At 70.8% G+C, this 24,127-nt stretch carries 20 protein-coding genes and 2 pseudogenes; 13 read left to right on the plus strand and 9 right to left on the minus strand.

Going from position 1 to position 24,127, the window contains the following annotated elements; translation table 11 throughout:
• The first annotated feature begins 6 nt into the window (after positions 1-6).
• Positions 7-618, plus strand: a complete 612-nt coding sequence (locus tag ACIBK5_RS40175; RefSeq protein WP_399027881.1) for a TetR/AcrR family transcriptional regulator — start codon at positions 7-9, stop codon at positions 616-618.
• Here the strand turns inward: ACIBK5_RS40175 and ACIBK5_RS40180 are convergent.
• Both ACIBK5_RS40180 and ACIBK5_RS40185 read right to left on the minus strand, forming a co-directional pair.
• Complete coding sequence (locus ACIBK5_RS40180) at positions 594-1,457, minus strand: NAD(P)-dependent oxidoreductase (RefSeq protein WP_399027883.1); 864 nt, start codon at positions 1,455-1,457, stop codon at positions 594-596. The genes ACIBK5_RS40175 and ACIBK5_RS40180 overlap by 25 nt on opposite strands.
• Before the next feature lie 15 nt (positions 1,458-1,472).
• Positions 1,473-3,983, minus strand: coding sequence for a beta-glucosidase H (locus ACIBK5_RS40185; RefSeq protein WP_399027884.1), 2,511 nt, complete (start codon positions 3,981-3,983; stop codon positions 1,473-1,475).
• Between the two features lie 240 nt (positions 3,984-4,223).
• On the opposite strand from ACIBK5_RS40185, the gene ACIBK5_RS40190 reads away from it, so the two are divergent.
• The 4 genes from ACIBK5_RS40190 to ACIBK5_RS40205 all read left to right on the plus strand — a co-directional run bounded on the left by ACIBK5_RS40190 (position 4,224) and on the right by ACIBK5_RS40205 (position 8,867).
• On the plus strand, positions 4,224-5,507 hold the full coding sequence (locus tag ACIBK5_RS40190; protein WP_399027886.1) for an aromatic ring-hydroxylating dioxygenase subunit alpha: 1,284 nt from the start codon (positions 4,224-4,226) through the stop codon (positions 5,505-5,507).
• A 49-nt stretch (positions 5,508-5,556) separates the two neighbouring features.
• A complete protein-coding gene (locus ACIBK5_RS40195) occupies positions 5,557-5,886 on the plus strand; it encodes a hypothetical protein (protein WP_399027888.1) in 330 nt (109 codons plus the stop codon).
• Positions 5,886-7,169 carry an amidohydrolase family protein gene (locus ACIBK5_RS40200; protein ID WP_399027889.1) on the plus strand — a complete coding sequence of 428 codons (1,284 nt, stop codon included), beginning with the start codon at positions 5,886-5,888 and terminating at the stop codon, positions 7,167-7,169. The genes ACIBK5_RS40195 and ACIBK5_RS40200 overlap by 1 nt, the downstream gene beginning before the upstream one ends.
• Before the next feature lie 93 nt (positions 7,170-7,262).
• Complete coding sequence (locus ACIBK5_RS40205; protein WP_399027891.1) at positions 7,263-8,867, plus strand: GMC family oxidoreductase; 1,605 nt, start codon at positions 7,263-7,265, stop codon at positions 8,865-8,867.
• On the opposite strand, the gene ACIBK5_RS40210 is transcribed toward ACIBK5_RS40205, so the two are convergent.
• Genes ACIBK5_RS40210 through ACIBK5_RS40220 form a run of 3 tightly spaced genes read right to left on the minus strand, consistent with a single transcriptional unit; the run spans position 8,848 to position 11,326 of the window.
• Positions 8,848-9,582: an alpha/beta hydrolase fold domain-containing protein gene (locus tag ACIBK5_RS40210; RefSeq protein WP_399027892.1), complete on the minus strand. Its 735-nt coding sequence runs from the start codon at positions 9,580-9,582 to the stop codon at positions 8,848-8,850. The genes ACIBK5_RS40205 and ACIBK5_RS40210 overlap by 20 nt on opposite strands.
• The gene (locus ACIBK5_RS40215) at positions 9,572-10,291 is read right to left on the minus strand and encodes an enoyl-CoA hydratase/isomerase family protein (protein ID WP_399027894.1); all 720 of its coding nucleotides are present in this window, start codon (positions 10,289-10,291) and stop codon (positions 9,572-9,574) included. Before ACIBK5_RS40215 ends, ACIBK5_RS40210 begins: the two co-directional genes overlap by 11 nt.
• A 42-nt stretch (positions 10,292-10,333) precedes the next feature.
• Positions 10,334-11,326 carry a 2Fe-2S iron-sulfur cluster-binding protein gene (locus tag ACIBK5_RS40220; protein WP_399027896.1) on the minus strand — a complete coding sequence of 331 codons (993 nt, stop codon included), beginning with the start codon at positions 11,324-11,326 and terminating at the stop codon, positions 10,334-10,336.
• A gap of 64 nt (positions 11,327-11,390) precedes the next feature.
• Between ACIBK5_RS40220 and ACIBK5_RS40225 the strand changes: the two genes are divergently transcribed.
• The 8 genes and pseudogenes from ACIBK5_RS40225 to ACIBK5_RS40260 all read left to right on the plus strand — a co-directional run.
• Complete coding sequence (locus ACIBK5_RS40225) at positions 11,391-12,977, plus strand: AMP-binding protein (protein ID WP_399027898.1); 1,587 nt, start codon at positions 11,391-11,393, stop codon at positions 12,975-12,977.
• An 11-nt stretch (positions 12,978-12,988) separates the two neighbouring features.
• Entirely contained in the window at positions 12,989-14,167 is a 1,179-nt protein-coding gene (locus tag ACIBK5_RS40230; protein ID WP_399027900.1) for an amidohydrolase family protein, read from the plus strand.
• Positions 14,164-15,597 carry a FadD3 family acyl-CoA ligase gene (locus ACIBK5_RS40235; RefSeq protein WP_399027902.1) on the plus strand — a complete coding sequence of 478 codons (1,434 nt, stop codon included), beginning with the start codon at positions 14,164-14,166 and terminating at the stop codon, positions 15,595-15,597. Before ACIBK5_RS40230 ends, ACIBK5_RS40235 begins: the two co-directional genes overlap by 4 nt.
• Positions 15,594-17,171, plus strand: coding sequence for a methylmalonyl-CoA mutase family protein (locus ACIBK5_RS40240; protein WP_399027904.1), 1,578 nt, complete (start codon positions 15,594-15,596; stop codon positions 17,169-17,171). Before ACIBK5_RS40235 ends, ACIBK5_RS40240 begins: the two co-directional genes overlap by 4 nt.
• Positions 17,171-17,572: a cobalamin B12-binding domain-containing protein gene (locus tag ACIBK5_RS40245; protein ID WP_318807662.1), complete on the plus strand. Its 402-nt coding sequence runs from the start codon at positions 17,171-17,173 to the stop codon at positions 17,570-17,572. The genes ACIBK5_RS40240 and ACIBK5_RS40245 overlap by 1 nt, the downstream gene beginning before the upstream one ends.
• A gap of 1 nt (position 17,573) precedes the next feature.
• Positions 17,574-18,530, plus strand: coding sequence for a TIGR03564 family F420-dependent LLM class oxidoreductase (locus tag ACIBK5_RS40250; RefSeq protein ID WP_399027906.1), 957 nt, complete (start codon positions 17,574-17,576; stop codon positions 18,528-18,530).
• A complete protein-coding gene (locus tag ACIBK5_RS40255; RefSeq protein WP_399027908.1) occupies positions 18,527-19,570 on the plus strand; it encodes a CaiB/BaiF CoA transferase family protein in 1,044 nt (347 codons plus the stop codon). The genes ACIBK5_RS40250 and ACIBK5_RS40255 overlap by 4 nt, the downstream gene beginning before the upstream one ends.
• Before the next feature lie 21 nt (positions 19,571-19,591).
• Positions 19,592-19,792, plus strand: a pseudogene (locus tag ACIBK5_RS40260) (Lrp/AsnC ligand binding domain-containing protein); the annotation flags it as partial.
• 73 nt (positions 19,793-19,865) lie between these two features.
• On the opposite strand, the gene ACIBK5_RS40265 reads toward ACIBK5_RS40260, so the two are convergent.
• The 4 genes and pseudogenes from ACIBK5_RS40265 to ACIBK5_RS40280 form a co-directional block, all read right to left on the minus strand.
• Positions 19,866-22,241: an ABC transporter permease gene (locus tag ACIBK5_RS40265; protein WP_399027910.1), complete on the minus strand. Its 2,376-nt coding sequence runs from the start codon at positions 22,239-22,241 to the stop codon at positions 19,866-19,868.
• Positions 22,238-22,927: an ABC transporter ATP-binding protein gene (locus ACIBK5_RS40270; RefSeq protein WP_399027912.1), complete on the minus strand. Its 690-nt coding sequence runs from the start codon at positions 22,925-22,927 to the stop codon at positions 22,238-22,240. The genes ACIBK5_RS40265 and ACIBK5_RS40270 overlap by 4 nt, the downstream gene beginning before the upstream one ends.
• Positions 22,924-23,447, minus strand: a pseudogene (locus tag ACIBK5_RS40275) (PadR family transcriptional regulator). Before ACIBK5_RS40275 ends, ACIBK5_RS40270 begins: the two are co-directional and overlap by 4 nt.
• 235 nt (positions 23,448-23,682) lie before the next feature.
• Positions 23,683-23,850 (minus strand): ricin-type beta-trefoil lectin domain protein, encoded by a 168-nt coding sequence (locus ACIBK5_RS40280; RefSeq protein ID WP_399027914.1) that lies wholly within the window; start codon positions 23,848-23,850, stop codon positions 23,683-23,685.
• Positions 23,851-24,127 lie beyond the last annotated feature (277 nt).

A 24,127-nucleotide genomic window follows, 5' to 3' on the forward strand; every position in this document is an offset into this window, starting at 1 on the left:
CAGGGCATGGTGTCGGAGCAGCGTGAACGGATCCTGGAAGCGGCGCTGGAGGTGCTGGCCGCCCGCGGTTTCAAGGGCACCTCGATCGACGCCGTGGCGGAGCGGGCCGGTCTGACCAGGCAGGGCGTCCTGCACTACTTCCCCAGCAAGAAGCGGCTGCTGCTGGAGGTCCTCAACTTCCGGGAACAGCTCAACCGGGAGAACCTGGCGGACCGACGGGTCGGCGAGGACCTGGCCGGTGACTTCGCCGAGGCCGTCGCGTTCGAGCAGAGCCACCCGTCACTCGCCACCGTGCACAGTGTGGTGCTGGCCGAGGCGGTCACCGGCCAGGAACCGGCCGCCGGCCACCTCCGACAGCGGTGCCGGTCCCTCCAGGACCACCTGGCCGCGAGCCTGACCGAGCGTTACGGGGAGCACCTGCCCAGCGGCTTGAGCGCACCGACCGCGGCCGCCGCGGTCCTGGCCCTGGTCGAGGGGGTCCACCAGTTATGGCTGGTGGACCCCGAAGCGGACCTGGACCTGGAACGCTATCCGCGGATCGTGCGAGAGACGGTGGCGGTCCTGCTCGGCGACGAGGCCGCCACCCCGGACGGTCAGTCCCCGGCGACGAAGGGGTAGATACGGGTGAAGTCGGCACCCGGTTCCGCCGCGGTGAACGCCTCCCACACCGAGTCCGTCACCGCCCCCACGGCCCGCGAACCGCTCAGCCGCTCCACCTCGGCGAGATAGAGCCGCACGTCCTTGGCCATCAGGGTGTTGCTGAACCCGGAGGCGTAGCGGCCGGTCAGTACCTCGCCCGGGAACTTGTCCGTACTGGCGCCGCTGCGACCGCTCGAGGCGTTGAGCACCTCCACCATCACGGCCGGGTCCAGGCCGGCCGCCCGCCCGAAGGCGACGGCCTCGCTGGTCGCCGCGAGCGCGGTCGCGGTCAGGAAATTGTTGGCCAGCTTCAGTGCCTGAGCCTGCCCGGGCCGGTCGCCGACCCTGCGCCGTCGGTCGCTGAGCCCGGCCAACACCGGCTTCACGTGGGCACAGTCCGCGTCCGCTCCCGCGTACATGACCATCAGGGTGCGTCGCCGTGCTCCGGCCACCCCGCCCGAGACGGGTGCGTCCACATACGCCAACCCCATCGCGGACAGCACACGGGCTGCGGTCAACCCCACTGTGGAGGTGTCCACGACGTGGGTGACCTGCCGGTCCCTGGCATCCGCGAGATCTCGCACCACCTCCTGGCAGACACCTCCGTCAGGGAGGCTGAGCACCACGGTTCCGGCCGCCTGCGCCACTTCGGCCGGACTGGGCGCCCAGCGCGCACCGAGCGGGGTGCGCGCCGGGCCGGCGGCGTCGTACGCCACCACCTCGAAACCGGCCCTGACCAGGTTGGCCGCCAGGGCGCCCCCCCATGGCGCCCAGGCCCACGAATCCGACCGGCGCCGGCCGCTCGCTCTGGCCCCCATGGGGTCGCATCATGGTCATCGACGCAGCACGGCCTTGCTGTGGAGCGGCAGATCCCGCGAGGACGAGCCCACCCAGACGTCGCGGAGACCGGTGCCCTTGACCCAGCCGTCCGTGGCGCTGTCCCAGTACTGGAGTTGCCGTTCGGCCACGGTGATGGTGACGCGACGGGACTCGTCAGGGCGCAGGCGGACCTTCTGGTACCCCACCAGCTTCCGCACGGGCTGCTCGGCGTTCCTCACCTTGGGGCTGGGCCCGAGGTAGATCTGCGGGACCGCCTGGCCGGCGCGTTCACCGGTGTTCTCGACCCTGAAGCTGACCCGCAGTCCGTCGGGCCGCGGTGTGACCTTCAGGCCGCTGTAGGAGAACGTGGTGTAGGACAGACCGAAGCCGAAGGGGAACAGGGTCTTCATCTTCTTCTGGTCGTACCAGCGGTGACCCACGAAGACACCCTCGGAGTACTCCTGCTTTCCGTCGACGCCCGGGTACCGTCGAGGCATACCGGTGACGATCGTGTGCGCGTCGTCCAGGGGGAATGTCTGGGTGAGCCTGCCTCCGGGCACCGCGTCGCCGAAGAGCAACCGGGCGGTGGCGGCCCCGCCCATCTGACCGGGGTAGTGCATGTCCAGTACGCCTTCGACCGAGTTCAGCCACGGCATCGTGACGGGTCCGCCGGTGTTCAGGACGACGATCGTGTTGCGGTTGGCCTTGGCGACCGCGGAAACGAGGGCGTCCTGGTCGTGCGGCAGCGCGAGTGTGGTGCGGTCCGCACCCTCGGTCTGCTCGTTGTAGACGAAGACCACGGCGGTCTTGGCCCTCTTGGCCGCGGCGACGGCCCTCGCCAGATCGGCTCGCGCGGTCTGCGGCGGGGTCCAGGTCAGTTGCACCTGCAGCTTCGAGTCGTCGTGATAGCCCTCCACCTTCACACCGATCTTGTGCGTCCCCGCCGTGAGACGGACCCGTGCGGAGGTGCTGGTGAGCGTGTCGTTGCGGTAGCTGTGTCCGGTGGCGACCCGCTTGCCGTCCACGGTCAGCGTCCGGTTGCTCAGCGTCGAGCGGATGCTGATCAGGTAGTCGCCGTCCTCGGGTGCCGTCAGTGTGCGTGTCTGGTCGTAGGTCCTGGTGGTGAGCTCGTCGTCTCCGGTGTGGTCGATCGCTCCGCCGGACAGCGCCGAGCCGGGGATCACCGTGCCGATGGTGTCGACCCCCGGATGGTAGGAGACCTTCGAGCGGTGTCCCGCGCGCTTGACGATCTCCTCGCGTGGCACGGTCACGGTCGTGGGGTTCACCTGGGAGCTGCCTCTGCCCCCGATCACGGGCTCGACGGCGGGTGTGCCGATGAGGGCGATGTCGCGGGCGGCCCCCCGGGCGAGCGGCAGGGCGTCGCCCTTGTTGCGCAGCAGGACGGCACCGTCCTCGGCGACCCGCTGGGCGACGGCGTTACTGGCCGGGGCGTCGAATCGGGGACGTGTCGGCAACGAGCAGCCCGGCAAGGGCCCCTGGAGGGACGCGCAGCGCAGGAGGCCGAACCTCTGCATGGTTCCGAGGATGCGTGTGACGGACCGGTCCAGAGCCGCGACCGGTATCGAGCCGTTCTGGATCGCCTTCTTGAGCGGGGCACCGAAGTAGTCGGGCCCGATGGGCGGGCCGGGCATGTCCTGGTCGAGTCCGCGCAGGATATCGGTGGTGGCGCGGGTTCCGGACCAGTCCGACATCACCCATCCGCCAAATCCCCACTGCTCCTTCAGAACGGAGGTCAGGAGGGTCTCGTTGCTGCAGGAGTGGGTGCCGTTGACCTTGTTGTAGGAGCACATGACCGCGCCGGTGCCGGCCTTGACGGCTGCTTCGAAACCGGAGAGTTCGACCTCGCGTAACGCCTGCTCCCCGACCCTCGCGTCGATGCTCTGGCGGTTGGTCTCCTGGTTGTTGGCCGCGAAGTGCTTGGTCGTGGCGATCAGACCCTCGTCCTGGATGCCGCGGACCTCCTGGCCCACCATGCGGGAGTTGAGGAGCGGGTCCTCGCTGTAGGACTCGAAGTTGCGGCCCGCGTAGGGCACGCGCATGGTGTTGACCATCGGAGCCAGCACCGCGTCCATGCCCCGGGCACGTCCGTCGCGTCCGAGGACCTTTCCGTACTCGCGGGCCAGCCTGTCGTCGAACGAGGACGCGAGGGCCACCGGCACGGGCATCGCCGTCGAGTCGGGGGCGGCGCGGGTACCGGCCGGACCGTCACTCATCCGCAGCGGCGGAATCCCGAGCCGGGCCACTCCGGGGATGTATCCCGACTCACCGATCTCCTGTTGCCGCGGATCGTCCCATCGGCCCTGGACGAACGACAGCCTCTCGTCCAGGGTCATCTCCGCCACCAGCTGCGAGATCCTGTCGGAAGCTCTTGCCGGGTGCTGTCCGGAGACGCCCGAGGGGGCCGATCCGAGCAGGGCGACACTGGACACGGTGATCAGCACGCTGGTCAGCCGCGCCCTTCTCCTGTGACCCGAACCCGTCGTGTCTGTGCGGTCTGTTGTCATCCGGCCTCCTTGTTCCTCGATGCGTCGCTTCGCTTGTGGGCTTCGGTGGAAGGACCGAGGCCGGCGGTGGCGGCGTGAAGCGTGAGGGGCTGTGCAGCGGATGATACGAACTTACCGTTGACGGGAAGGACCATCAACATCTACGACCAAGCGTGTTAGGCGGTATTTGAAAACGTCATTCTCGAAATCGGAGACTGTTGTTATCGTGGCGGTGTCGTCCCCGAGCGGAGGTTCCGACCCATGGCCCACTTCCCCAAGCCCGCCGAGGGCAGTTGGACCGAGCACTTCAAGATCGACACCGGTCCCGTGTCCTACGCGGACTCGATCTCACCGGAGTTCTATGAGCTGGAGCGGGACGCCATCTTCCGCCGGACCTGGCTGAACGTCGGACGGGTCGAGCAACTTCCGCGCAAGGGCAGCTACTTCACGAAGGAGCTGGATGCCGCGCGGGCGTCCGTCGTCGTCGTCCGGGGCTCGGACGGCGAGGTGCGTGCCTTCCACAACGTGTGCCGCCACCGGGGCAACAAACTGGTGTGGGACGACTACCCGCGCGAGGAGACCAAGGGCACCTGCCGGGCCTTCACCTGCAAGTACCACGCCTGGCGGTACGACCTGGAGGGCAAGCTCACCTTCGTCCAGCAGGAGTCCGAGTTCTTTGACATGGACAAGTCGAAGTACGGGCTGATGCAGGTGCAGACCGAGGTGTGGGAGGGGTTCGTCTTCGTCAACCTCGACCCCGAGAACACCACGCCCCTCAGGACCTACCTCGGCAAGTTCGCACAGGGCATCGACGGCTACCCGTTCCACGAGCTCACCCGGGTGCACAAGTACCGCGCCGAGATCGGCAGCAACTGGAAGCTGTTCATCGACGCGTTCGCCGAGTTCTACCACGCGCCGATCCTGCACGCCGGGCAGTACGAGGCCGGCGAGGCCGCCAAGATCAAGAAGTACGGCTACGAGGCGCTGGCCTACGACATCGACGGCCCGCACAGCATGGTCTCGTCCTGGGGCGGCATCGCGCCCCCCAAGGAGAAGGCGATGGTCAAGCCCATCGAACGGGTCCTGCGCAGCGGGCTCTTCGGCCCATGGGACGCCCCCGACATCGGCATGACGACCGAGGAGCTGCCACCGGCGATCAACCCGACGCGCAGCAAGGTCTGGGGGATGGACTCGTTCGTCTTCTTCCCCAACTTCATGCTGCTGATCTGGCGGCCCAACTGGGTGCTGACCTACCACTACTGGCCGACCTCGTACAACACCCACATCTTCGAGGGGACCTGCTACTTCGTCCCGCCGAAGAACGGCTTCGAGCGACTCCAGCAGGAACTGGCCGCGGTGACGTTCAAGGAGTACGGCCTCCAGGACGGCAACACCCTGGAAGCGACCCAGACCATGCTCGAGTCGCGCACGGTGGACCAGTTCCCGCTCTGCGACCAGGAGGTCCTGCTGCGTCATCTGCACACCACCACGCAGAACTACGTGCGCGAGTTCCAGCAGCAGAAGTCCGCGTCGCCCACCGGCTGAGACCTCCACCCCGCGCAGACGCCCGCCTAACAGACATGGAGACCTTGACATGGGCAACGTCTTTCCCGCCGACTTCGCCGCACTGGAGCCGTTCGCCGACTGGGCGGTCCAGGGCGAGAAGGCCCGCTACGCCAAACGCGTCAGCAGCACCATGGAGGAGCTTCAGGCCTTCTATGACGTGGCGTACCCGCTGCTCCAGCAGAACACCGAGTACCTGGAGGACCTGAGCCTCGACGACATCGGCGACGAGGACAAGCACCTGCTGTGGGCGTTCTGCGCGCTGGTGACCGTCGCCTTCCCGGTGGAGGCGTGGGGCCAGCCGAGGGTCCCGGACAGCGGCCCGTCCAGCATCGACGCCGTCATCGAACCCGCCGTGTGATGGCCGCCCGGGAACCAGGGCGGGCCGCCCGGGAGAAGACACCGCAGGCCCCGGTGCTGCTGCGGGCGGCGCGTCTGCTGGACATCGACAAGGGCGAGATCGCCGAGCCCGGCGAGGTGCTCGTGGTGGGCGAGCACATCGCCGAGATCCAGCCGGCCCGGCTGCCGCAAGGAACGGTCGTCCGCGACCTCGGCGACGTCACCCTGCTGCCGGGCCTGATGGACATGGAGGTCAACCTCTTCCTCGGCGGCCCCGACCACCGCAGCCCGCTGATCCCGGTCCAGGAGGACCCGGCCGTGCGGACCCTGCGCGCGGTCGCCAACGCCGGGCGCACGCTTCGGCGGGGCTACACCACCGTGCGCAATCTCGGTCTGTTCGTGCAGACCGGGGGAGTGCTGCTCGACGTCGCGCTGAAGAAGGCGATCGACCTCGGCTGGGTCGAGGGCCCGCGCGTGGTGCCCGCCGGGCACGCTGTCGCCCCGACCGGCGGACACCTCGACCCGACCATGTTCCAGGCGTTCGCCCCCGGTGTGCTGCCCCTCACCGTGGAGGAGGGCATCGCCAACGGGGTGGCGGAGGTGCGCAAGGCGGTCCGCCACCAGATCAAGTACGGGGCACGGGTCATCAAGGTGTGCGCCTCCAACGGGGTCATGTCGCACACCGGCCCCACCGGCGCGCAGCAGTACTCCGACGAGGAGCTGCGCACCGCCGTCGACGAGGCGCACCGCGCGGGGCTCAAGGTCGCCGCGCACTGCATGGGCGATTCGGCGATCCGGGCCGCCGTCGAGGCCGGTATCGACTGCATCGAGCATGGCTTCCTGGCGAGCGACGCCACCCTCGACCTGATGGTCGAACGAGGCACCTTCCTGGTGGCCACCACCTCTCTCACCGAGGACATGGACACCGCGCACGCGGACCCGGCGCTCCGGGCGAAGGCCGCCGAGGTCTTCCCGCGTGCCCGGGAGTCCACGGCCCGTGCGATCCGGCGCGGGGTCAAGGTCGCCTTCGGTACCGACGCCCCCGCCATCCCGCACGGCAAGGGCGTCATGGAACTCCTCGCCCTCGCCGACCGGGGCATGCGGCCGGTCGACGCCCTGCGCGCCGCGACCACCGTCGCCGCCGAGCTGATCGACGCCGACGACCGGGGCCGGATCGCCCCCGGACTGCTGGCCGACGTCATCGCCGTCCCCGGCGACCCGCTCACCGACCTGTCCGTCGCCGGACGGGTGTGCTTCGTGATGAAGGGCGGCCGGGTGTACCGAGACGACACCCCGGACTCCTGACCCCGCTGCCACCACCTGGCCGGCGCCGCGCGGGAAGCCGAGGAGGGGACCGCGCGGCGCCGTCGCGGCCTCTCACCCACAGAGAGGACCGTGATGTACGACTACGTCATCGCGGGTGCCGGATCGGCGGGCTGTGTCCTGGCCGAACGGCTCTCGCGCGAACCGGCGGTACGCGTGCTGCTCGTCGAGGCGGGCGGCGCCGACCGTCACCCCTACCTGCGGATACCGAAGGGCGTCGGCAAGCTCTTCGGTGACCCCGCGTTCTCCTGGCACTACCGCACCCGTCCGCTCCGGGAGGGCGGCAACCCCGAGGTCTGGGTCCGCGGCAAGGTGCTCGGCGGATCCAGCTCCGTCAACGGCATGGTCTACAACCGGGGAGGCCGCGCCGACTGGGACGGCCTGGAACGGCTCGGCAACCCCGGCTGGGGCTGGGAGAGCGTCCTGCCGGCCTTCCGGGCCATCGAGGACAACGCCCTGGGGCCCTCACCCACCCGCGGAACCGCCGGTCCGCTGCACATCTCCACGGTCCGCGACCCGGACCCGCTGTGCGATCAGCTCATCGCCACGGGCGACGCGTTCGGGCTGCGACCGGTGCCGGACGTCAACGAGGACGACGGCGAGCGCATCGGCTACGCGATGGCCACCATCAAGACCGGACAGCGCTTCAGCGCCGCCCGCGCCTTCCTGCGCCCCGCCCGCTCCCGCCCGAACCTGACCGTCGCCCGGGACACCACCGTCACCAGAGTGCTGTTCGACGGCGACAAGGCGGTCGGGTTCCGGGTGCGACGGGCCGGCGGGCAGGAGGAGGACGTCCGCGCCCTACGTGAGGTGATCCTGAGCCTGGGCAGCCTGGCCACGCCCCGGCTGCTCCAGCTGTCCGGCATCGGCCCGGCCGACGTGCTGCGCGCCGCCGGTGTGGAGGTACGCCTCGACCGTCCCCACGTGGGGGCCCGGCTGCGGGAGCACCGCTGCCTGGCCCTGCGGTTCCGGCTCAACGCCCCGCTCGGCGTCAACCGGCACCTTGCCACCCCGGCTGCCCAAGCCCGCACGGCCGCCGCCTATCTGCTCACGCGCCGGGGCCCGCTTGCCCGTCCGGCCTACGACGTGATGGCCTTCCTCAAGTCACGCCCGGACCTCGAACGGCCCGACACCGAAGTCCTGCTGGCCCCCTGGTCCCTCGCCGCCCTCCAGCCGGGCAGGCCGGCGGGAGTGGAGAAGGAGCCCGGGGTCTCGGCGTGCGCGATGGTCCTGCGCCCCACCTCCGAGGGGTCGTTGGCCATCACCTCCGCCGACCCCGGCGCCGGACTGGACATCGACCCCGGCTACTTCTCCACGGAGTACGACCGCCAGGTGGCGGCGGACCTCTTCCGCCGGCTGCGGGACTTCTTCGCCACCGACCCCATCGCCTCCCGCATCCGGCGCGAGACGTTCCCCGGGCCCGACGTGCGGTCCGACGCGGAGGAGGAGATCGTCCGCTCGGCGCTGGACGGCGGCTACTGCGGCTTCCACGCCATCGGCACCTGCGCGATGGGCCCCGCAGCGGACGACGTGACGGACGCGCGGTTGCGCGTGCGGGGCGTCGACCACCTGCGGGTGGTCGACGCGTCCGTCCTGCCGACGATGGTGTCCGGGAACCTCAACGGGCCGGTGATGGCGATGGCGTGGCGCGCCGCCGAGTTCATCCGCGACGAGGAGTGACCAGCCCGTCCGGGCACCAGGCTCGCAGGAACTCCGCCGTCGCCTCCAACTGCCGCAGGCCCTGAGCGGCGGAGTCCTCGTGGATCCGCATGTCCACCGCGACCCCGGAGTGCGCAGCCCGGGTCGCGAAGGACAGCGTGTCGTCGAGGAGCACCTCCGTACCGGCCGCGTGCAGTTGCAGCGGCGGCAGGCCGTGCAGGTTGCCGTGCAGGGGACTGAGGAGCGGGTGGTCGCGTGGTGCCGTCCCCGCGTACGCGGCAGCCCGGACCGGCAGTGCCTCGGCGTCCACGGTGCGGTCGGCGGCCGCGTTGAAGAGCAGGCTGGGCGTGTCGAGCGTGAAGTCCAGCACCGGTGAGGAGAGCACCGCGCAGGTGGGCAGTGTCGCGCCCGCGTCGCGCAGCCGCAGCAGCAGGCCGGCGGCGAGAGCCCCGCCGAGCCGCTTGCCCGCCACCGCCGCCGGTCCACCGGCGTGGCAGTGCTCCCAGGCCGCCTGCACATCGTCCAACGCCTGCGGGAACCGGGACCGGTAGCGGGCGCAGACGACCGCGTACCCGGTGAGCCGGGCCAGTTCCCGGGCGGTCGGCAGCGCGTCCCGCGGGGTGCCCGCGAGCCGCGGGTCGCCGTGCAGGTACAACACCGTCTGCGCCACGGCACCGCCCTCGGGGCGCACCTCCGGGCCGAACGGCCCCTCGTCGACGCGAACTTCACTTGCCACGGGACATCACCCTTTCCGCCGCTTCCCAGTGCTCCTCGGACACCCACAGCCGGGCGAACGCCCCGGCGGCCTCGTGCGCCGGCCGGGTCCGGGTGGTGAGGTTCTTGATCTCGCTCGCCTGCGGAGTGGCCAGGGAGCGGGCCAGCTCCCGCCAGCCGACGGCGAACCGCGCGCGGGGCAGGACCATGTCCACCAGCCCCAGCCGCTCGGCCTCGGCCGCCTCCAGTACCCGCCCGGTGCCGGCCAGCAGCAGTGCCCGCCCTGGCCCCACCAGCCGCGCCAGCCGCTCGGCACCGCCCCAGGCGGGCACGATGGCGAGCTTCGTCTGGTTGAACCCGATCCGGATGTCGTCGGCGGCGACGCGGATGTCGGCCGCCACCGCCACCTCGGCGCCGCCGCCCAGCGCGTGCCCGTTGAGAGCGGCCACCACCGGCCCGGGGAACGCGGCGATCCGGTCGCACAGCGCCCGCATCCGCAGCGCCATGTCCGACGCCTCGCCCTCGGTGCGCAGCCGTGCGAGTTCCTTCAGGTCGCCGCCGGAGACGAACGCCTTCTCGCCCGACCCGGTCACCGCCAGGGCCCGCGCGCCCCCGGCCGCGTCCAGCGCCTTCTCCAGCTCGCCCATGGTGTGCGGGTCGATGGCGTTGCGGGCGTGCGGACGATCGATGGTGACGACGGCCAGGCCGTCCTCCAGCTCCAGCTCAACCATGCGTGACCTTCCGGTCGTCGGGCGGGTGCGGATGCTGCCGGGTCAGTCCTCGTACACCACGGTCACGTCCGGGGTGGTCGGCTCGGCCTGGCAGGTGAGCACGTAACCCTCGGCGACCTCGTCGGGGTCCAGGGCGTTGTTCACCCGCATCTTGGCCTCGCCGTCGGTCAGTCGGGCCATGCAGGTGGCGCAGTCCCCTGACTCGCAGGAGAACGGCGGCGTGAAGCCGGCCCGGCGGGCGCTCTGCAGCAGGGTCTCGCCGGGGCGCTGCGGCACCGTACGGCGCCCGCCCCGCAGGTCGACGGTGACGCTGCCCGCGACGGGCTCGGGCGGAGCGACGGGTGTCTCTTCCGGTGCCGCCGGGGTGAACCGCTCGACGAAGAGGTGCTCGGAGGCCACCCGGAAGGTCTTCAGGGTGGCCTCCACCAACGCCATGAACGGCTCCGGCCCGCACAGGTAGTGGTCCGCGTCCGAGTCGGCCAGCGTCCCTATCGTCTCGGCCGTGACCAGTCCGTCCCGGTCGTCCAGGTGGTGCCGGACGGTGAGCCGGCCGGGGTGGCGCGCGGCGAGCGCGTCCAGTGCCTCGCGGAAGATGGCGGCGTCGGCGCTTCGGTGGGCGGCCAGCAGCCGGACGTTGCGTGGCGTCGTCGCCAGCGCGCTTTTGACCAGGGAGAACACCGGGGTGATGCCGCTCCCGCCGGCGTACGCGACCAGCGGCCGGTCGGTAGCGTCCGCACGCAGGCAGAACGAGCCCCCGGGCAGCGTGGCCTCCAGCGTGTCGCCGGGCCTGAGCCGCTCGTGCATCCAGCCGGAGACCAGCCCGCCCGGCACGCGCTTGACCGTGACGCACACCTCCCCGTCCGTGTCGGGCGAGGACGACATCGAGTAGCTGCGCAGCGTCCCGCACACCTTGAAGGTCAGGAACTGCCCGGCCCGGTAGGGGAAGCGCGCGTCGAGGGCGAAGGTGCGCGTGTCGGGTGTCTCGTCGACGACCCGGGTGATCCGCACCGGATGGAATCCATGGTCCCGTGCCATGTATGGAACTTACCTTCTCGCTATGGGAGAGTGCAATTCTCCAAACGAGGGAGGAGCATCAGTCATGACGACGATTCCCCCCGGCGCCCTGCGGTCAATCCCGCCCGGGCTCGTGGCCCGCTACGAGTCCGAGGGCTGGTGGACCAGCGAGACCCTGGGCGAGCTGCTGGCGCACGGGCTGGGCAAGTCCGGGGACGTGGAGTTCCGCGTGCACTCCGCGGTGCGGCCCTGGCGGGGGACGTTCGCCGACGTGGAGCGGACGGCTCGGCGGCTGGCCGCCGGTCTGCGGGCGCGTGGCGTCGGCCCGGGGGACGTGCTGGTCATGCAGCTGCCCAACTGGATGGAGGCGGCGGCCGTCTTCTGGGCCTCGGCCTTCCTCGGTGCCGTCGTCGTCCCGGTGGTCCACTTCTACGGGCCCAAGGAGCTCCACTACATCGTCGAGGCCACCCGCCCGAAGGCGTTCTTCGCCGCCGAGCGCTTCGGGCGGGCCGAGTTCCGGCCGGAACTGTGCGCCGAGGTGCCCGTCATCGGCATCGTCGGCCGGGACTTCGACGAACTGCTCGCCGACGAGCCGCTGGCCGGCGTTCTTCCGGTGGACGCGGACACCCCCGCCCTCATCGCGTTCACCTCCGGCACCACCCGCGACCCCAAGGGCGTCATCCACAGTCATCGCACCCTCGGCTTCGAGACCCGCCAGCTGGCCGCGAGCTACCCCCCTGACCGGGGACGGCAGTTCACGGTGGCGCCGGTGGGCCACTTCATCGGCATGATCAACGCGTTCCTCATCCCGGTCCTCGACGGCACCCCGGTCAACCTCGGCGACTCCTGGGACCCGGCCCGGGCGCTCGCCCTCATGCGGGACGAGGGGCTCACCGTCGGCGGCGGGGCGACGTACTACATGACCAGCCTGCTCGACCACCCCGACTGCACCGAGGAGCACGTCGCGCGGCTGAAGTACGCCGGACTGGGCGGCGCCTCCATCGCTTCCGCCGTGACGACCCGGCTGGAGTCACTCGGCATCACGGTCTTCCGCGCCTACGGCTCCACCGAGCACCCCTCGGTGACCTGCACGCCGTACGACGGCCCTGCCGCCAAACGCCTGCGCACCGACGGGCTCGCGCTGCCCGGCACGGAGGTCCGGCTCGCCGAGGACGGTGAGATCCTCACCCGCGGTCCCGACCTCTGCCTCGGCTACACCGACCCGGAGCTCACCGCCACCGCCTTCGACGCCGACGGCTGGTACCGCACGGGCGACATCGGCGTGCTCGACGCCGACGGCTGGCTGACCGTCACCGACCGCAAGGCCGACGTCATCATCCGAGGCGGGGAGAACATCAGCGCCCTGGAGGTCGAGGAGGTCCTGCTGGGGCTGGACGGCGTGGCGGAGGCGGCCGTGGTGGCCGTGCCGGACCCGCGTCTGGGGGAGCGGGCCGCCGCTGTCCTGCGCATGCTGCCCGGCTGGTCGGCGCCGAGTCTCGCCGAGGTGCGCCTGCACTTCGGCCGGGCGGGCCTGGCCCGGCAGAAGTGGCCCGAGGCGGTCCACAAGGTCGAGGAGTTCCCGCGCACCCCGAGCGGCAAGGTGAAGAAGTTCGTCCTTCGCAAGCGCATTGCCACTCCCCCGATGCGAGAATACGATTCTCGTAAACGGTGAAGGAGAATCTCATGCCCTCTCGCGAACTCGCGTATCCGCTGTTCGACGCGGACAACCACCTGTACGAGACGCAGGAAGCGCTCACCAAGTACCTCCCCGAGGAGTACCAGGGCGCCATCCAGTACGTGAACGTCGGCGGCCGCACCAAGATCGCGATACGCGGGCAGATCAGCGAGTACATCCCGAACCCCACCTTCGAGGTCGTCGCCCGCCCCGGCGCGATGGAGGAGTACTTCCGGGTCGGCAACCCGGACGGCAAGACCCGCCGGGAGATCTTCGGCGAGCCCATGCGCTCCATCCCGGCCTTCCGCGAACCGGCCCCGCGCCTGCAGCTGATGGACGAGCTCGGCATCCAGCGCAGCCTGATGTTCCCGACACTGGCGAGCCTCATCGAGGAGCGGATGAAGGACGACCCGGAGCTGATCCACGTCGTCGTCCACTCCCTCAACCAGTGGCTGCACGACACCTGGGGCTTCACCTACAAGGACCGCATCTTCACCGTCCCCGTCATCACCCTCCCGATCGTCGACAAGGCGATCGAGGAGCTGAACTGGGTCGTGGAGCGCGGCGCCCGCGCCATCCTCATCCGCCCCGCACCGGTCCCCGGCTTCGGTGGCACCCGGTCCTTCGCGCTGCCCGAGTTCGACCCGTTCTGGAAGCGGGTGGTGGAGACCGGCGTGCTCGTCGCCCTCCACTCCTCCGACAGCGGCTACTCGAACTACGCCAACGACTGGGAGGGCCGGCGGCGCGAGTTCCTGCCCTTCAAGCCCAACGCCTTCCGGCAGGTCAACGAGTGGCGGCCGATCGAGGACGCCGTCTCCTCGCTGATCTGCCACGGCGCGCTGTCCCGCTTCCCCGAGCTGAAGGTTGCCGTCATCGAGAACGGCGCCTCATGGGTGGAGCCCCTGCTGAGCAGGCTCGCCGACGTCCACAAGAAGATGCCCCACGAGTTCCGGGAGAACCCGGTGGACGTCTTCAAGCGGCACATCCACATCAGCCCGTTCTGGGAGGAGGACATGGCGGAACTCGGCAACCTCATCGGCATCGAGCGGGTCCTGTTCGGCTCCGACTACCCCCACCCCGAGGGCCTCGCCGACCCCGTCACCTACGTCGACCACCTTCCGAAGCTGTCCGAGGAGGACAAGGCCAAGGTCATGGGCGGCAATCTGGCCCGGCTGATCGACGCATGACCACCGCCCGCACCATCCCCGAACTGGTGCTGAGCTCGGCCGACCGGTTGGGCGACGCCGAGGCCGTCGTGGACGGCGAGGTGCGCCTCACCTTCCGCGACCTGGCCGACCGGGTCCGCCGCACCGCCGGGGCGTTCGCCTCGGCGGGCGTCGGCCCGGGCGACCGAGTGGCACTATGGGCGCCCAACTCCGCCGAGTGGATCGTCGCCGCGTTCGGCCTGCTCACGGCCGGCGGGGTGCTGGTGCCGGTGAACACCCGCTTCCTCGACGAGGAGGCCCACGACATCGTCGTACGCAGCGGCGCCAAGGCGCTGCTCGTCCAGAACGGCTTCCTGGACCGGGAGTTCACCGGTCCGCCCGGCATTCCCGTCATCGACCTGAAGACCTCCGGCTTTCTCGCTTCCGGTGACCCGAAGGAACCCAGGAGCAGCGAGGACGACCTGGCGGACATCGTCTTCACCTCCGGTACGACGGGACGCCCCAAGGGCGTGATGACCACGCACGGCCAGACGCTGCGCCTGTACACCGAGTGGTGCGACCTGGCCCGGCTGAGGCAGGGCGACCGGTACCTGATCGTCAACCCCTTCTTCCACATCTTCGGCTACAAGGCGGGCCTGGTCGCGTCGATGATCCGGGGCGCCACCGTCCTCCCGGTCGCCGTCTTCGACGTGGACCGGGTGCTGGACCTGGTGGAGAAGGAACGGGTGACCGTCCTGCCGGGACCGCCGACCCTGTACCACTCCCTCCTGGAGGCCGGCGTGGACCGTGACCTGTCCTCCCTGCGGGTCGCGGTGACCGGCGCGGCGGACATCCCGGTCGAGCTGGTCCGGCGCATCACCACCGAGCTGCCGTTCACGCACCTGATGACCGGCTACGGCCTCACCGAGGCCGGCACCGTCACCGCGTCCCGCCCCGGCGACCCCTACGAGGCCGTCGCCACCACCGTGGGCAGGCCGTGCGAGGGCTTCGACGTGCGCGTCGCCGAGGACCAGGAGGTGCTCGTGCGCGGCTACGCCGTCATGCGCGGTTACCTCGACGACCCCGAGGCCACCGCCGAGGCCGTCGACGCCGACGGCTGGCTGCACACCGGCGACCTCGGCGAACTGGACTCCGAGGGCCGCCTGCGGATCGTCGGCCGCAAGAAGGACATGTTCGTGGTCGGCGGCTTCAACGCCTACCCCGCCGAGATCGAGGGCTTCCTGCTGAGACACCCGGCCGTCGCCCAGGCCGCCGTCATCGGCGTGCCCGACGAGCGGCTGGGGCAGGTCGGCAAGGCCTTCGTGGTCTCGCGCACCGGGATCACGGAGGCCGAGCTGATCGCCTGGGCGCGCGAGCGGATGGCCGGCTTCAAGGTGCCCCGCCGCGTCGAGTTCCGTGCGGAACTGCCGCTGAACGCCACCGGAAAGGTGATGAAGGACCAACTGTCATGACCCAGGACTTCCGCACCGACTCCGGCATCCCCCTGAAGCCGGTGTACGGGCCCGCAGACCGCCGCGCCGAACCCCCCGAGCCGGGCGCCTTCCCCTTCACCCGCGGCAACTACCCCACCGGCTACCGCGGCCGCACCTGGACCCTGCGCCAGTACTCCGGCTTCGGGACCGCCGAGGAGTCCAACCGCCGCTACCGCTACCTCCTCGACCAGGGCGGCACCGGCCTGTCGGTCGCGCTCGACCTGCCCACCCAGTGCGGCTACGACTCCGACGACCCGGAGTACGCCGACGAGGTCGGCCGCGTCGGGGTCGCGCTGGACACCCTCGCCGACGCCGAGATCCTCTTCGACACCATCCCGCTGGACCGGATCAGCACCAGTTTCACCATCAACGGCACCGCGGCGATCCTGCTCGCGTTCTACGTCGCCGCCGCCGAGAAGCGCGGCATCCCCCGGGCGAAGCTCACCGGCACGATCCAGAACGACATCCTCAAGGAGTACGCCTCGCGCGGCACCTGGATCTGGCCCCCGGAGCCCTCGCTGCGGCTCATCGCCGACACGATCGAGTTCTGCGCCGCGCAGGTGCCGCGCTTCAACGCGATCTCCGTCGCCGGGGCGCATTTCCGGGACGCGGGCGCCAACGCCGTGCAGGAGATGGCTTTCACCCTCGCCGACGGCGTCACCTACTGCGAGACCGTCCTCGAACGCGGCCGGATGACCATCGACCAGTTCGCCCCACAGGTCTCGTTCTTCTTCTACACCCACGGCGACTTCTTCGAGGAGGTCGCCAAGTACCGTGCGGGACGCAGGCGCTGGGCGACCCTCGTGCGCGAGCGGTTCGGCGCGAGCACCGACAAGGCGGCCATGTTCCGCTTCGGCTGCGTCGCCGGCGGTGCCTCCCTGCACGCTCCGCAGGCCCGCAACAACACCGTGCGCGTCGCCTACGAAGCGCTCGCCTCCGTGCTCGGCGGCGTGCAGTCGATGTTCACCGCCGCCTGGGACGAGCCGTTCGCCCTGCCGAGCGAGGAGTCGGCCACGCTCGCCCTGCGCACCCAGCAGGTCCTCGCGCACGAGACGGGGGTGACCAAGGTCGCCGATCCGCTGGGCGGTTCGTACTTCGTGGAGGCACTGACCGACGCCACCGAGGAGCGGATCGTCGAGATCATGGCCGACCTGGAGGCGCACGGCGGCATGGTGCGCTGCATCGAGGACGGCTACCTCCAGGGACTCATCGCCGACGAGGCGTGGCGGCTGCACCAGGAGACCGCCTCCGGCGAGCGGCCGGTCGTCGGCGTCAACCGGTTCACCGCGGACGAGCCCCCGCCCGACCTCGCCACCTACGAACTCGACGCCGAGGGCCGCGAACGCCAGCTCAAGCGGCTCGCGCGGGTCAAGTCCGAGCGCAGCGCCGCCGAGGTGCGCGCCCGCCTCGACGACCTGCGGCGCGCCGCCGAAGGAGACACCAACCTGATGGACCCGCTCGTCGCCTGCGCGGGCGCCTACTGCACGGTCGGCGAGATGGCCGACGCCCTGCGCGCGGTGTGGGGCGAGTTCCGGCAGCCGGTGGTGTTCTGATGACCGCACCGGTACGCGTACTCGTCGCCAAGCCCGGCCTGGACGGCCACGACCGGGGCGCGAAGCTGGTCGCCCGCGGCCTGCGGGACGCCGGGTTCGAGGTGGTGTTCACCGGCATCCGGCACCGCGTGGACGACATCGCCGTCACCGCCGTGCAGGAGGACGTCGCCCTGGTCGGCCTGTCCATCCTCTCCGGCGCCCACCTCACCCTCACCCGCCGCACGGTCGACGCGCTGCGCGCCGCGGGCGGCGACGACATCCCCGTCGTGGTCGGCGGCACCATCCCCGCCTCGGACGTGGCCCGGCTGCGGGAGGCCGGAGCCGCCGGGGTGTACCCCACGGGCACCCCGCTCGACGCGATCGTCGCGGACATCCGCGCCCTGACAGCCCCGGAGGACTGACATGCGAGTCGGCGTGATGAGCGGCCCCGAACGGGGTGATGCCGCGCACAAGGCGGCCCGCATGGTCGACGACGCCCGGTGGGCCGAGGAGGCCGGGTTCGACACCGTGTGGGTGCCCCAGGTGCCGACCGACTTCGACGCCCTGACCGCCGTCGCCCTGATGGGGCAGGCCACCGAGCGCATCGAACTGGGCACCGCCGTAGTCCCCGTCTACGCCCAGCACCCGATCGCGCTGGCCCGCCAGGCCATGTCGGCGCAGGCGGCGGCGGGCGGACGGCTCGCCCTGGGCGTCGGCGCCTCGCACCACTGGATCGTCCGGGACATGCTGGGCCTGCCCTACGAGAAGCCCGCCGCATACACCCGCGCCTACCTGCAAGTGCTCAACTCGGCGCTGTCCGGGGACGGCTCGGTGGACGTCGAGAACGACGTGTTCAGCGTCCACAACCCGCTCACCATCGCCCCGCTCACCTCCCTGCCGGTCCTGATGGCCGCGCTGGGCCCGGTGATGCTGCGCATCGCGGGGGAGTACACCGACGGCACGGTCCTGTGGATGGCCGACGAGCGGTCGGTCGCCGAGCACGTCGCCCCGACCATCACCAAGGCGGCCGAGTCGGCGGGCCGTCCGGCACCCCGCGTTGTCGCCGGCATCCCGGTGTGCCTGTGCGCACCGCACGAGGTCGACGCCGCCCGCGAGCGCGCCAACCGCATTCTCGGCGAGGCCGAGGTCTCCCCCAACTACCAGCGCCTACTGGAGTACGGCGACGCCCGTGACGTCGGCGACCTGTGCGCGGCCGGCGACGAGGCGGCCATCGCGGCCCGCTTCCGGCGGTTCGCCGACGCGGGCGTGACCGACCTGTCCGTCCGCCTGCTGCCCATCGGCAGCGGCCGCGACGAACTCGTCGCCTCCAAGCTGCGCACCCGCGACGCCGTCGCCGCCATCGCCGCGGACCTCCGGTGAAGGGAAGCGGCCCTCTGGCGGGGCTGAGGGTCCTGGAGGTCGGCCACATCCTGGCCGGCCCCTACGCCACCATGCTGCTCGCCGACCTCGGCGCCGAGGTCACCAAAGTCGAGCCGCCCGGCGGCGACCTGTCCCGGCAGGTCTCCGACGCCTACTTCGCCAGCCTCAACCGGAACAAGCGCTCGGTCCGCGTGGACCTGAGCGCTCCGGCAGGCCAGGACCGCCTGCACGAGCTGGTGCGCCACGCCGACGCCCTGCTGGTCAACCTCAAACCGTCCGCCATCGAGCGCTTCGGCCTCACCTATGACGCGCTGAAGCCTTTCAACGAGCGCCTGGTGTGCGTGGCCGTCACCGGCTGGGGCACGGACGCCGGTGACACACCCGCCTTCGACTACGTCGTCCAGGCCGCCACCGGCATCGCGGCCATGACCGGCGACCCGGACGGACCGCCCGCGCTGCCCGGCTACTCAGCGGTCGACAACTCGGCCGGGATGGCGGCAGCGCTGGGCCTGCTGGCCCAGGTCCACTCCGGACGCGGCGGCCAGATCGAGGTCTCGCTGCGCGACGTCATGCTCTCCCAGCTGAACTACCACGCCGCCGCCTGGCTCAACGACGGCAAGGCCCCGCGCCGCCTCGGAGGCGCACACGCGTACTACGTCCCCGCCCAGCTCTTCCCCACCGCCGAAGGACACCTCGCCCTCTTCATCACCCACGACGGCTTCTGGCGTTCCTTCACCGCCGAGGCCAGGATCGAGGGCTACCCGACGATGGCCGAGCGCGCCGCCCACCGTGAGGAGGTGGTGGCCGCGGTGACGAAGGCGCTCGCCGCCGACACGGCGGCGAGCTGGGAGCGCCGCCTGCGCCCGCTGGGAGTGCCGGCGGCGGCCGTGCGCACTCTGCCTCAGGCGCTGGTCGAGTTCCCCGACGCGGTGGTGCGGGCCGGGGAGCACCGCCTGGTCGGCAGCCCGTACCGGATCGCGGGGTACGAGCCGGAGTACGGGCCGCCGCCGGGACTGGGGGAACACGACGACCCGGTCTGATGCCGCAGGGCCCGGCTCAGCCGCCACCCCCAGGTCCGCTTCGCCTCCGCCACCACCGGCCGCGCCAACCTGCTCGTGGCTGTCGCGGCAGCAGACCTCGACGCGCTCTACCACTTCATGAGCGACACCGTCGGCGCCCTCGCACACATCTCCACCGTCGAGGTCACCCCCATCCTGACCGGCGTCAAGAGGACCGGACTGGTGCGCCCGGGCAGCCTCTGAGCCGGACCCGACGGCCGGGACGTGTCGGGACGGACCAGGCCGAATCCTGCCCGGAGAGGGCCCTCCAGTGGTCCTACTCGGTGCGCAGCCCGTCGGGTCGCAGCAGCCGCAGCAGGGGTGGGAGGCTGAGCAGGGTCACCAGCAGGACGACTCCCGCGCCGATGCCGGTCATCGACAGCACGCTGGCCCAGTCCACGCCCAACGGGGTGTCCGTCATCTTCAGCAGTACCGCACCCAGGGCCAGCCCGACCGCTGTGGCCAGGGCCAGACCGAGACCGATGGGGATCGCCGTCTGCCACAGTACGGACAGGCTCAGCGTGCGGCGCGGGGTACCGAAGGCCACCAGCGACGACAGCAGCTTGCGGCGCTCGCGCAACTGTTCCAGCTGAGAGACCAGCAGACTCGCGCCGATCAACGCCAGCACTCCGGCGGCGCCGAGCAGCAGGCCGGTGCGGATGGAGTCGTAGCTCTCCGCGCGCTTGCTGGCCACCCACAGCATCGGGTCGGTGGGCAGGCCCACCCGGCGGGCCGTGTTCCGCGCGTAGTCGGGCGCGCCGGCCAGCGTCTGGTCGAGCCCGAGATAGATCTGCCGGGACAGACCCCGCTCGGCACCCGGGGGCAGCGCGCCCGGTGTCAGCAGCAGGCCGCCGCGCTTCATGCCGCTCGGGTCCTTGATCGCCCGCGCCTGCTTCAGGTCCGCCCGAACAGTCCAGGGCACCGGCCTGTGCACACCCTCCGAGCCGTCGATCGGGTCGAACCACAGTGTGCTGCCGGGTCTGGACATGCCGGGTGTCGCCGCCGTGTCCCCGTCCTCGCCACCGTGGACGACGAAGGAGTCACCATCCTTGCAGGAGCCGAACGAAGCCACTTGGCGCAGGGACGCGCAGTCGGCGATGGTGACCTGGGCGCTGTGCTCGGCGAACTTGCGCTGGTCGGCGACGTAGCCCTCCTCGAAGCCGTAGACCTTCTCGACTCCCTTGGTCGCCTTGAAGTCGGCCGCCGCCCGGGCCAGGGGAACCCTGTCCGGCAGGGTGACCTGCATCTGGGCACGGGTGAGATCGTTGGGGGAGTGCTTGGTGTACTGGCCCTCCAGTCCGGAGAACAGCATCTGCAGCGCGATGGCGCCGGCCACGGCGACCGCGATGCCGTTGACCATGCGGGCGGCCGTGCCGCTGCTCAGCTGAAGCCGTCGGACGGCCAGTTGCTGTGCGACCCCGCCGGAGTCGAGCCGGTTCACGACCGTCTCCACGACCCACGGCAGCAGTGCCGTGACTCCGACGAGCAGCAGCAGAACGCCACCGGTGACCTGGTATTGGTTGAACTCCCCGCTGTCCCGGCCGTTGCCGATCATCGGGTAGAGCAGTCCGAGTCCGCCCAGTGGTGGCAGCAGTCGCCACCACAGTCGGCGCCGTGGGGGCTTCGCGGTGCGCACCACGCCGAGGGGCTCGATCACCACGCCCCGCAGCGCGAGGAGGGTGACCAGCACGGAGGCCGCCGGGACCGCCAACACGACCAGCAGGGCGAGCGCGGGGGAGGGGTTGAGATAGCTCGGGAAGACGCTCACGTCGAATAGGTCCGCGGAGCCGGCGAGCTCCCGGCCGATCAGGAAGAAGAGGATGCCGAGGGCCAGGCCGGCCACGGAGCCGGCGAGGGCCTCGCCGGCGGCGATCCGCCGGGTCATCCCGCTGTCCGAGCCGACCAGCCGCAGGGCCGCGAGTCGCCGGTCCCGGCGCTCGCCGCCGAACCGCACGGCCGTGGCGATGAAGACCCCCACCGGAATCAGCAGCACCAGGAACATGACGAGGACGAGCAGGACCAGGACGGGGTCCGTCTTCTTCGAGGCCGGATGCGGGTCGCCGAACTGGTCGACGCGGGTGACGAGAAAGCTGTCCTTCTTGAGTACGAGGTCGTCCGCGCCGCGGTAGAAGGCGAGTTCCTGGGAACCGATCAGGCCGGGCTCGGCGATGGTGCCGACGATCCGTTCCGGCAGCCGTTCCCGAAGCAGCTTCCCGTCGGCGGACCCCAGCAGCCGCTTCAGCGCGGGGGAGACCACCATCTCGCCCGCCCCGGGGAACTTCGCCACCCCCGGCGGAATCGGTGCGTCGGGGCCCTCGGGCTGCAACGCCCGGCCGCGTACGCTCTTCTCGCCGAAGGTCGTCCCGGCCTGTCCGACCAGCAGTGTGTCGTCCGCCTTTTTCACCGGCGAGGTGTTGTACGTGAAGTCGGTGCGTGCCTCCTCCCGGTCGTGCCGGACGGCCAGCGCGTTCGGGATCGCGGTGGTGAGCAGCAGCAGCGCCACGCCGAGCCCCACGCCGACGCCGGTGAGCAGCAACCGCACCCATCCCTCGCGTCCGCCGGCGAAGGCGAACCTGACCCCCGTGCTCAGATCACGGGACCAACCCCACGCCACGCTTCGCTCGCGCGGGTGGTGTCCCCTGAGCGCCTTCATATGGCGTGCTCCATGTCCCGCGACCTACCGTCCCGTACCAGGATCTCGCGGTCGGAGTAGGCGGCGACCCGGGTCTCGTGCGTGACGAGGACGACGGCCGCGTTGGCCGTCCGGGCCGCCTCCGTCAGCAGCCCCATCACGCGCTCGCCGTTGAGTGAGTCGAGTGCGCCGGTCGGCTCGTCGGCGAAGATCACACGCGGGTTGGTCACCAGCGCCCGGGCCACGGCCACGCGCTGTCCCTGACCGCCGGAGACCTCTCCGGGGCGCTTCTTGCGCAGATGATCGACCTCCAGCCGCTCCATCCAGCGGAGGGCGGTCCGCTCGGCTTCCTTGCGGGAGGTGCCGTTGAGGCGCAGCGGGAGCGCGACGTTCTCCACGCAGGTGAGTTCCGGAACGAGCTGGCCGAACTGGAAGACGAACCCGAACTCCGACCGGCGCAGCGCACTGCGCCGGGCATCGCTCATGGTGGCCAGCTCACGGCCGTCGTACGTGACCGACCCGGAGTCGGGTGTCACGATCCCGGCGAGGCAGTGCAGCAGCGTGGACTTGCCCGAGCCCGAGGGGCCCATCACGGCGACGACCTCGCCGGGGTGGATGGAGAACTCGGCGCCGTCGAGCGCTGTGGTCGGGCCGTACGCCTTGCGCAGGTCCCGGGCGGCGAGCAGCGAGCCGGAGGGAACGGTCACCGGGCCACCGCCTCATGAAGCTTGTCCAGACGTGCCGCGGTCAGTTCCAGCCAGCGCAGGTCCGCCTCCAGGTGGAACAGGGCGTGGTCGCAGATCAGCTGGTCGGCCAGATCGCCCTTGCGCTTGCGGTCGGTGAGGATCCGCATGCTGCGCAGGTGCTCGGAGCGCTGGGTGTCGAGGACGTCGCCCGCGTTCCGTTCGGTGAGGAGCGCGAGGACGACCTTGGTGTGAGGGCCGACTGGAGGTACGGCTCCGGCTTCTCCGGGGTCGCGAGCCAGCGCTCGACATCGGTGATGCCGGCCTCGGTGATCGCGTACCGCTTGCGCTCGGGCCCGTCGCCCGCCTCGATGCCGTCGACCTCGACGAGCCCGTTCCTCAGCAGGCGGGACATCGTCGAGTAGACCTGGCCGTAGTGGAGCGGCCGGTCGTGACCGAACTTCTCGTCGAAGGCCCGCTTCAGGTCGTAGCCATGGCGGGGCCCCGATTCCAGGAGCCCCAGAAGGGTGTGACTGATGGACATGATGTGGACTCTACACTCCGTGTATACGTGGCATGTATACACGGAGTGTTTAGATCATGGCGGGGTGTGTATCCGTGCAGGTGAGGGCTGATTGTCAAGGTTCGGTAATGGCGAATCGGCCTCTTGAGCGTGGTGCGAAGCCGCGCATGCGAGTCGGGTGGAGGCGGTGGCCGAAGTGCCGAGCGTGTCCGGGTACTTCGGCTTGCCCCGTTCTCGGGAACAGGCTTTGGCCGCTCTAGCCGACGGTCCACCGCTGGTTGGCCCCGCCGTTGCAGTTCCACAGGACGACCTGGGTGCCGTTCGCGGCTCCGGCGTTGTACGCGTCGAGGCACAGACCGGACCGAGCACTGGTGATCGTGCCGTTCGCGTTGACGTCCCAGCGTTGGTTCTGGCCGACGTTCACGCGCAGCTCGCCGGCGTCCGTGTGCGGGGATATCCGGTGGTCGTAGGTGAGTACGGTGCCATGGACAAGTCGGCCTTCGACTCGGGGGAACCCCAGGTACCGCGCGGACTAGCGCGCCGTCGTCTCCACGGCCAGTAAGCACGGATCGGCCACGGTCTACCGGGACAACGGCGCGACCGGACGCTACGGGTTCGGGCTGATCAGCCGGCGTACCTTGCGGTGACCCGTCGGGGCGTCATCGACGCCATCATGAGCGGCTTGGGTGGCATCCCGGGCG

It is taken from the genome of Streptomyces sp. NPDC050546 (assembly GCF_044457425.1).
Classification (GTDB): domain Bacteria; phylum Actinomycetota; class Actinomycetes; order Streptomycetales; family Streptomycetaceae; genus Streptomyces.

Bases quoted from the DNA above. Each gene is read 5' to 3' on its own strand.
- ACIBK5_RS40220 (WP_399027896.1), bottom strand. From the start codon at position 11,326: ATGGCACGGGACCATGGATTCCATCCGGTGCGGATCACCCGGGTCGTC.
- ACIBK5_RS40180 (WP_399027883.1), bottom strand. From the start codon at position 1,457: ATGGGGGCCAGAGCGAGCGGCCGGCGCCGGTCGGATTCGTGGGCCTGG.
- ACIBK5_RS40225 (WP_399027898.1), top strand. From the start codon at position 11,391: ATGACGACGATTCCCCCCGGCGCCCTGCGGTCAATCCCGCCCGGGCTC.
- ACIBK5_RS40235 (WP_399027902.1), top strand. From the start codon at position 14,164: ATGACCACCGCCCGCACCATCCCCGAACTGGTGCTGAGCTCGGCCGAC.
- ACIBK5_RS40195 (WP_399027888.1), top strand. From the start codon at position 5,557: ATGGGCAACGTCTTTCCCGCCGACTTCGCCGCACTGGAGCCGTTCGCC.
- ACIBK5_RS40175 (WP_399027881.1), top strand. From the start codon at position 7: ATGGTGTCGGAGCAGCGTGAACGGATCCTGGAAGCGGCGCTGGAGGTG.
- ACIBK5_RS40240 (WP_399027904.1), top strand. From the start codon at position 15,594: ATGACCCAGGACTTCCGCACCGACTCCGGCATCCCCCTGAAGCCGGTG.
- ACIBK5_RS40245 (WP_318807662.1), top strand. From the start codon at position 17,171: ATGACCGCACCGGTACGCGTACTCGTCGCCAAGCCCGGCCTGGACGGC.
- ACIBK5_RS40200 (WP_399027889.1), top strand. From the start codon at position 5,886: ATGGCCGCCCGGGAACCAGGGCGGGCCGCCCGGGAGAAGACACCGCAG.
- ACIBK5_RS40215 (WP_399027894.1), bottom strand. From the start codon at position 10,291: ATGGTTGAGCTGGAGCTGGAGGACGGCCTGGCCGTCGTCACCATCGAT.
- ACIBK5_RS40265 (WP_399027910.1), bottom strand. From the start codon at position 22,241: ATGAAGGCGCTCAGGGGACACCACCCGCGCGAGCGAAGCGTGGCGTGG.
- ACIBK5_RS40205 (WP_399027891.1), top strand. From the start codon at position 7,263: ATGTACGACTACGTCATCGCGGGTGCCGGATCGGCGGGCTGTGTCCTG.
- ACIBK5_RS40185 (WP_399027884.1), bottom strand. From the start codon at position 3,983: ATGACAACAGACCGCACAGACACGACGGGTTCGGGTCACAGGAGAAGG.
- ACIBK5_RS40230 (WP_399027900.1), top strand. From the start codon at position 12,989: ATGCCCTCTCGCGAACTCGCGTATCCGCTGTTCGACGCGGACAACCAC.
- ACIBK5_RS40190 (WP_399027886.1), top strand. From the start codon at position 4,224: ATGGCCCACTTCCCCAAGCCCGCCGAGGGCAGTTGGACCGAGCACTTC.
- ACIBK5_RS40250 (WP_399027906.1), top strand. From the start codon at position 17,574: ATGCGAGTCGGCGTGATGAGCGGCCCCGAACGGGGTGATGCCGCGCAC.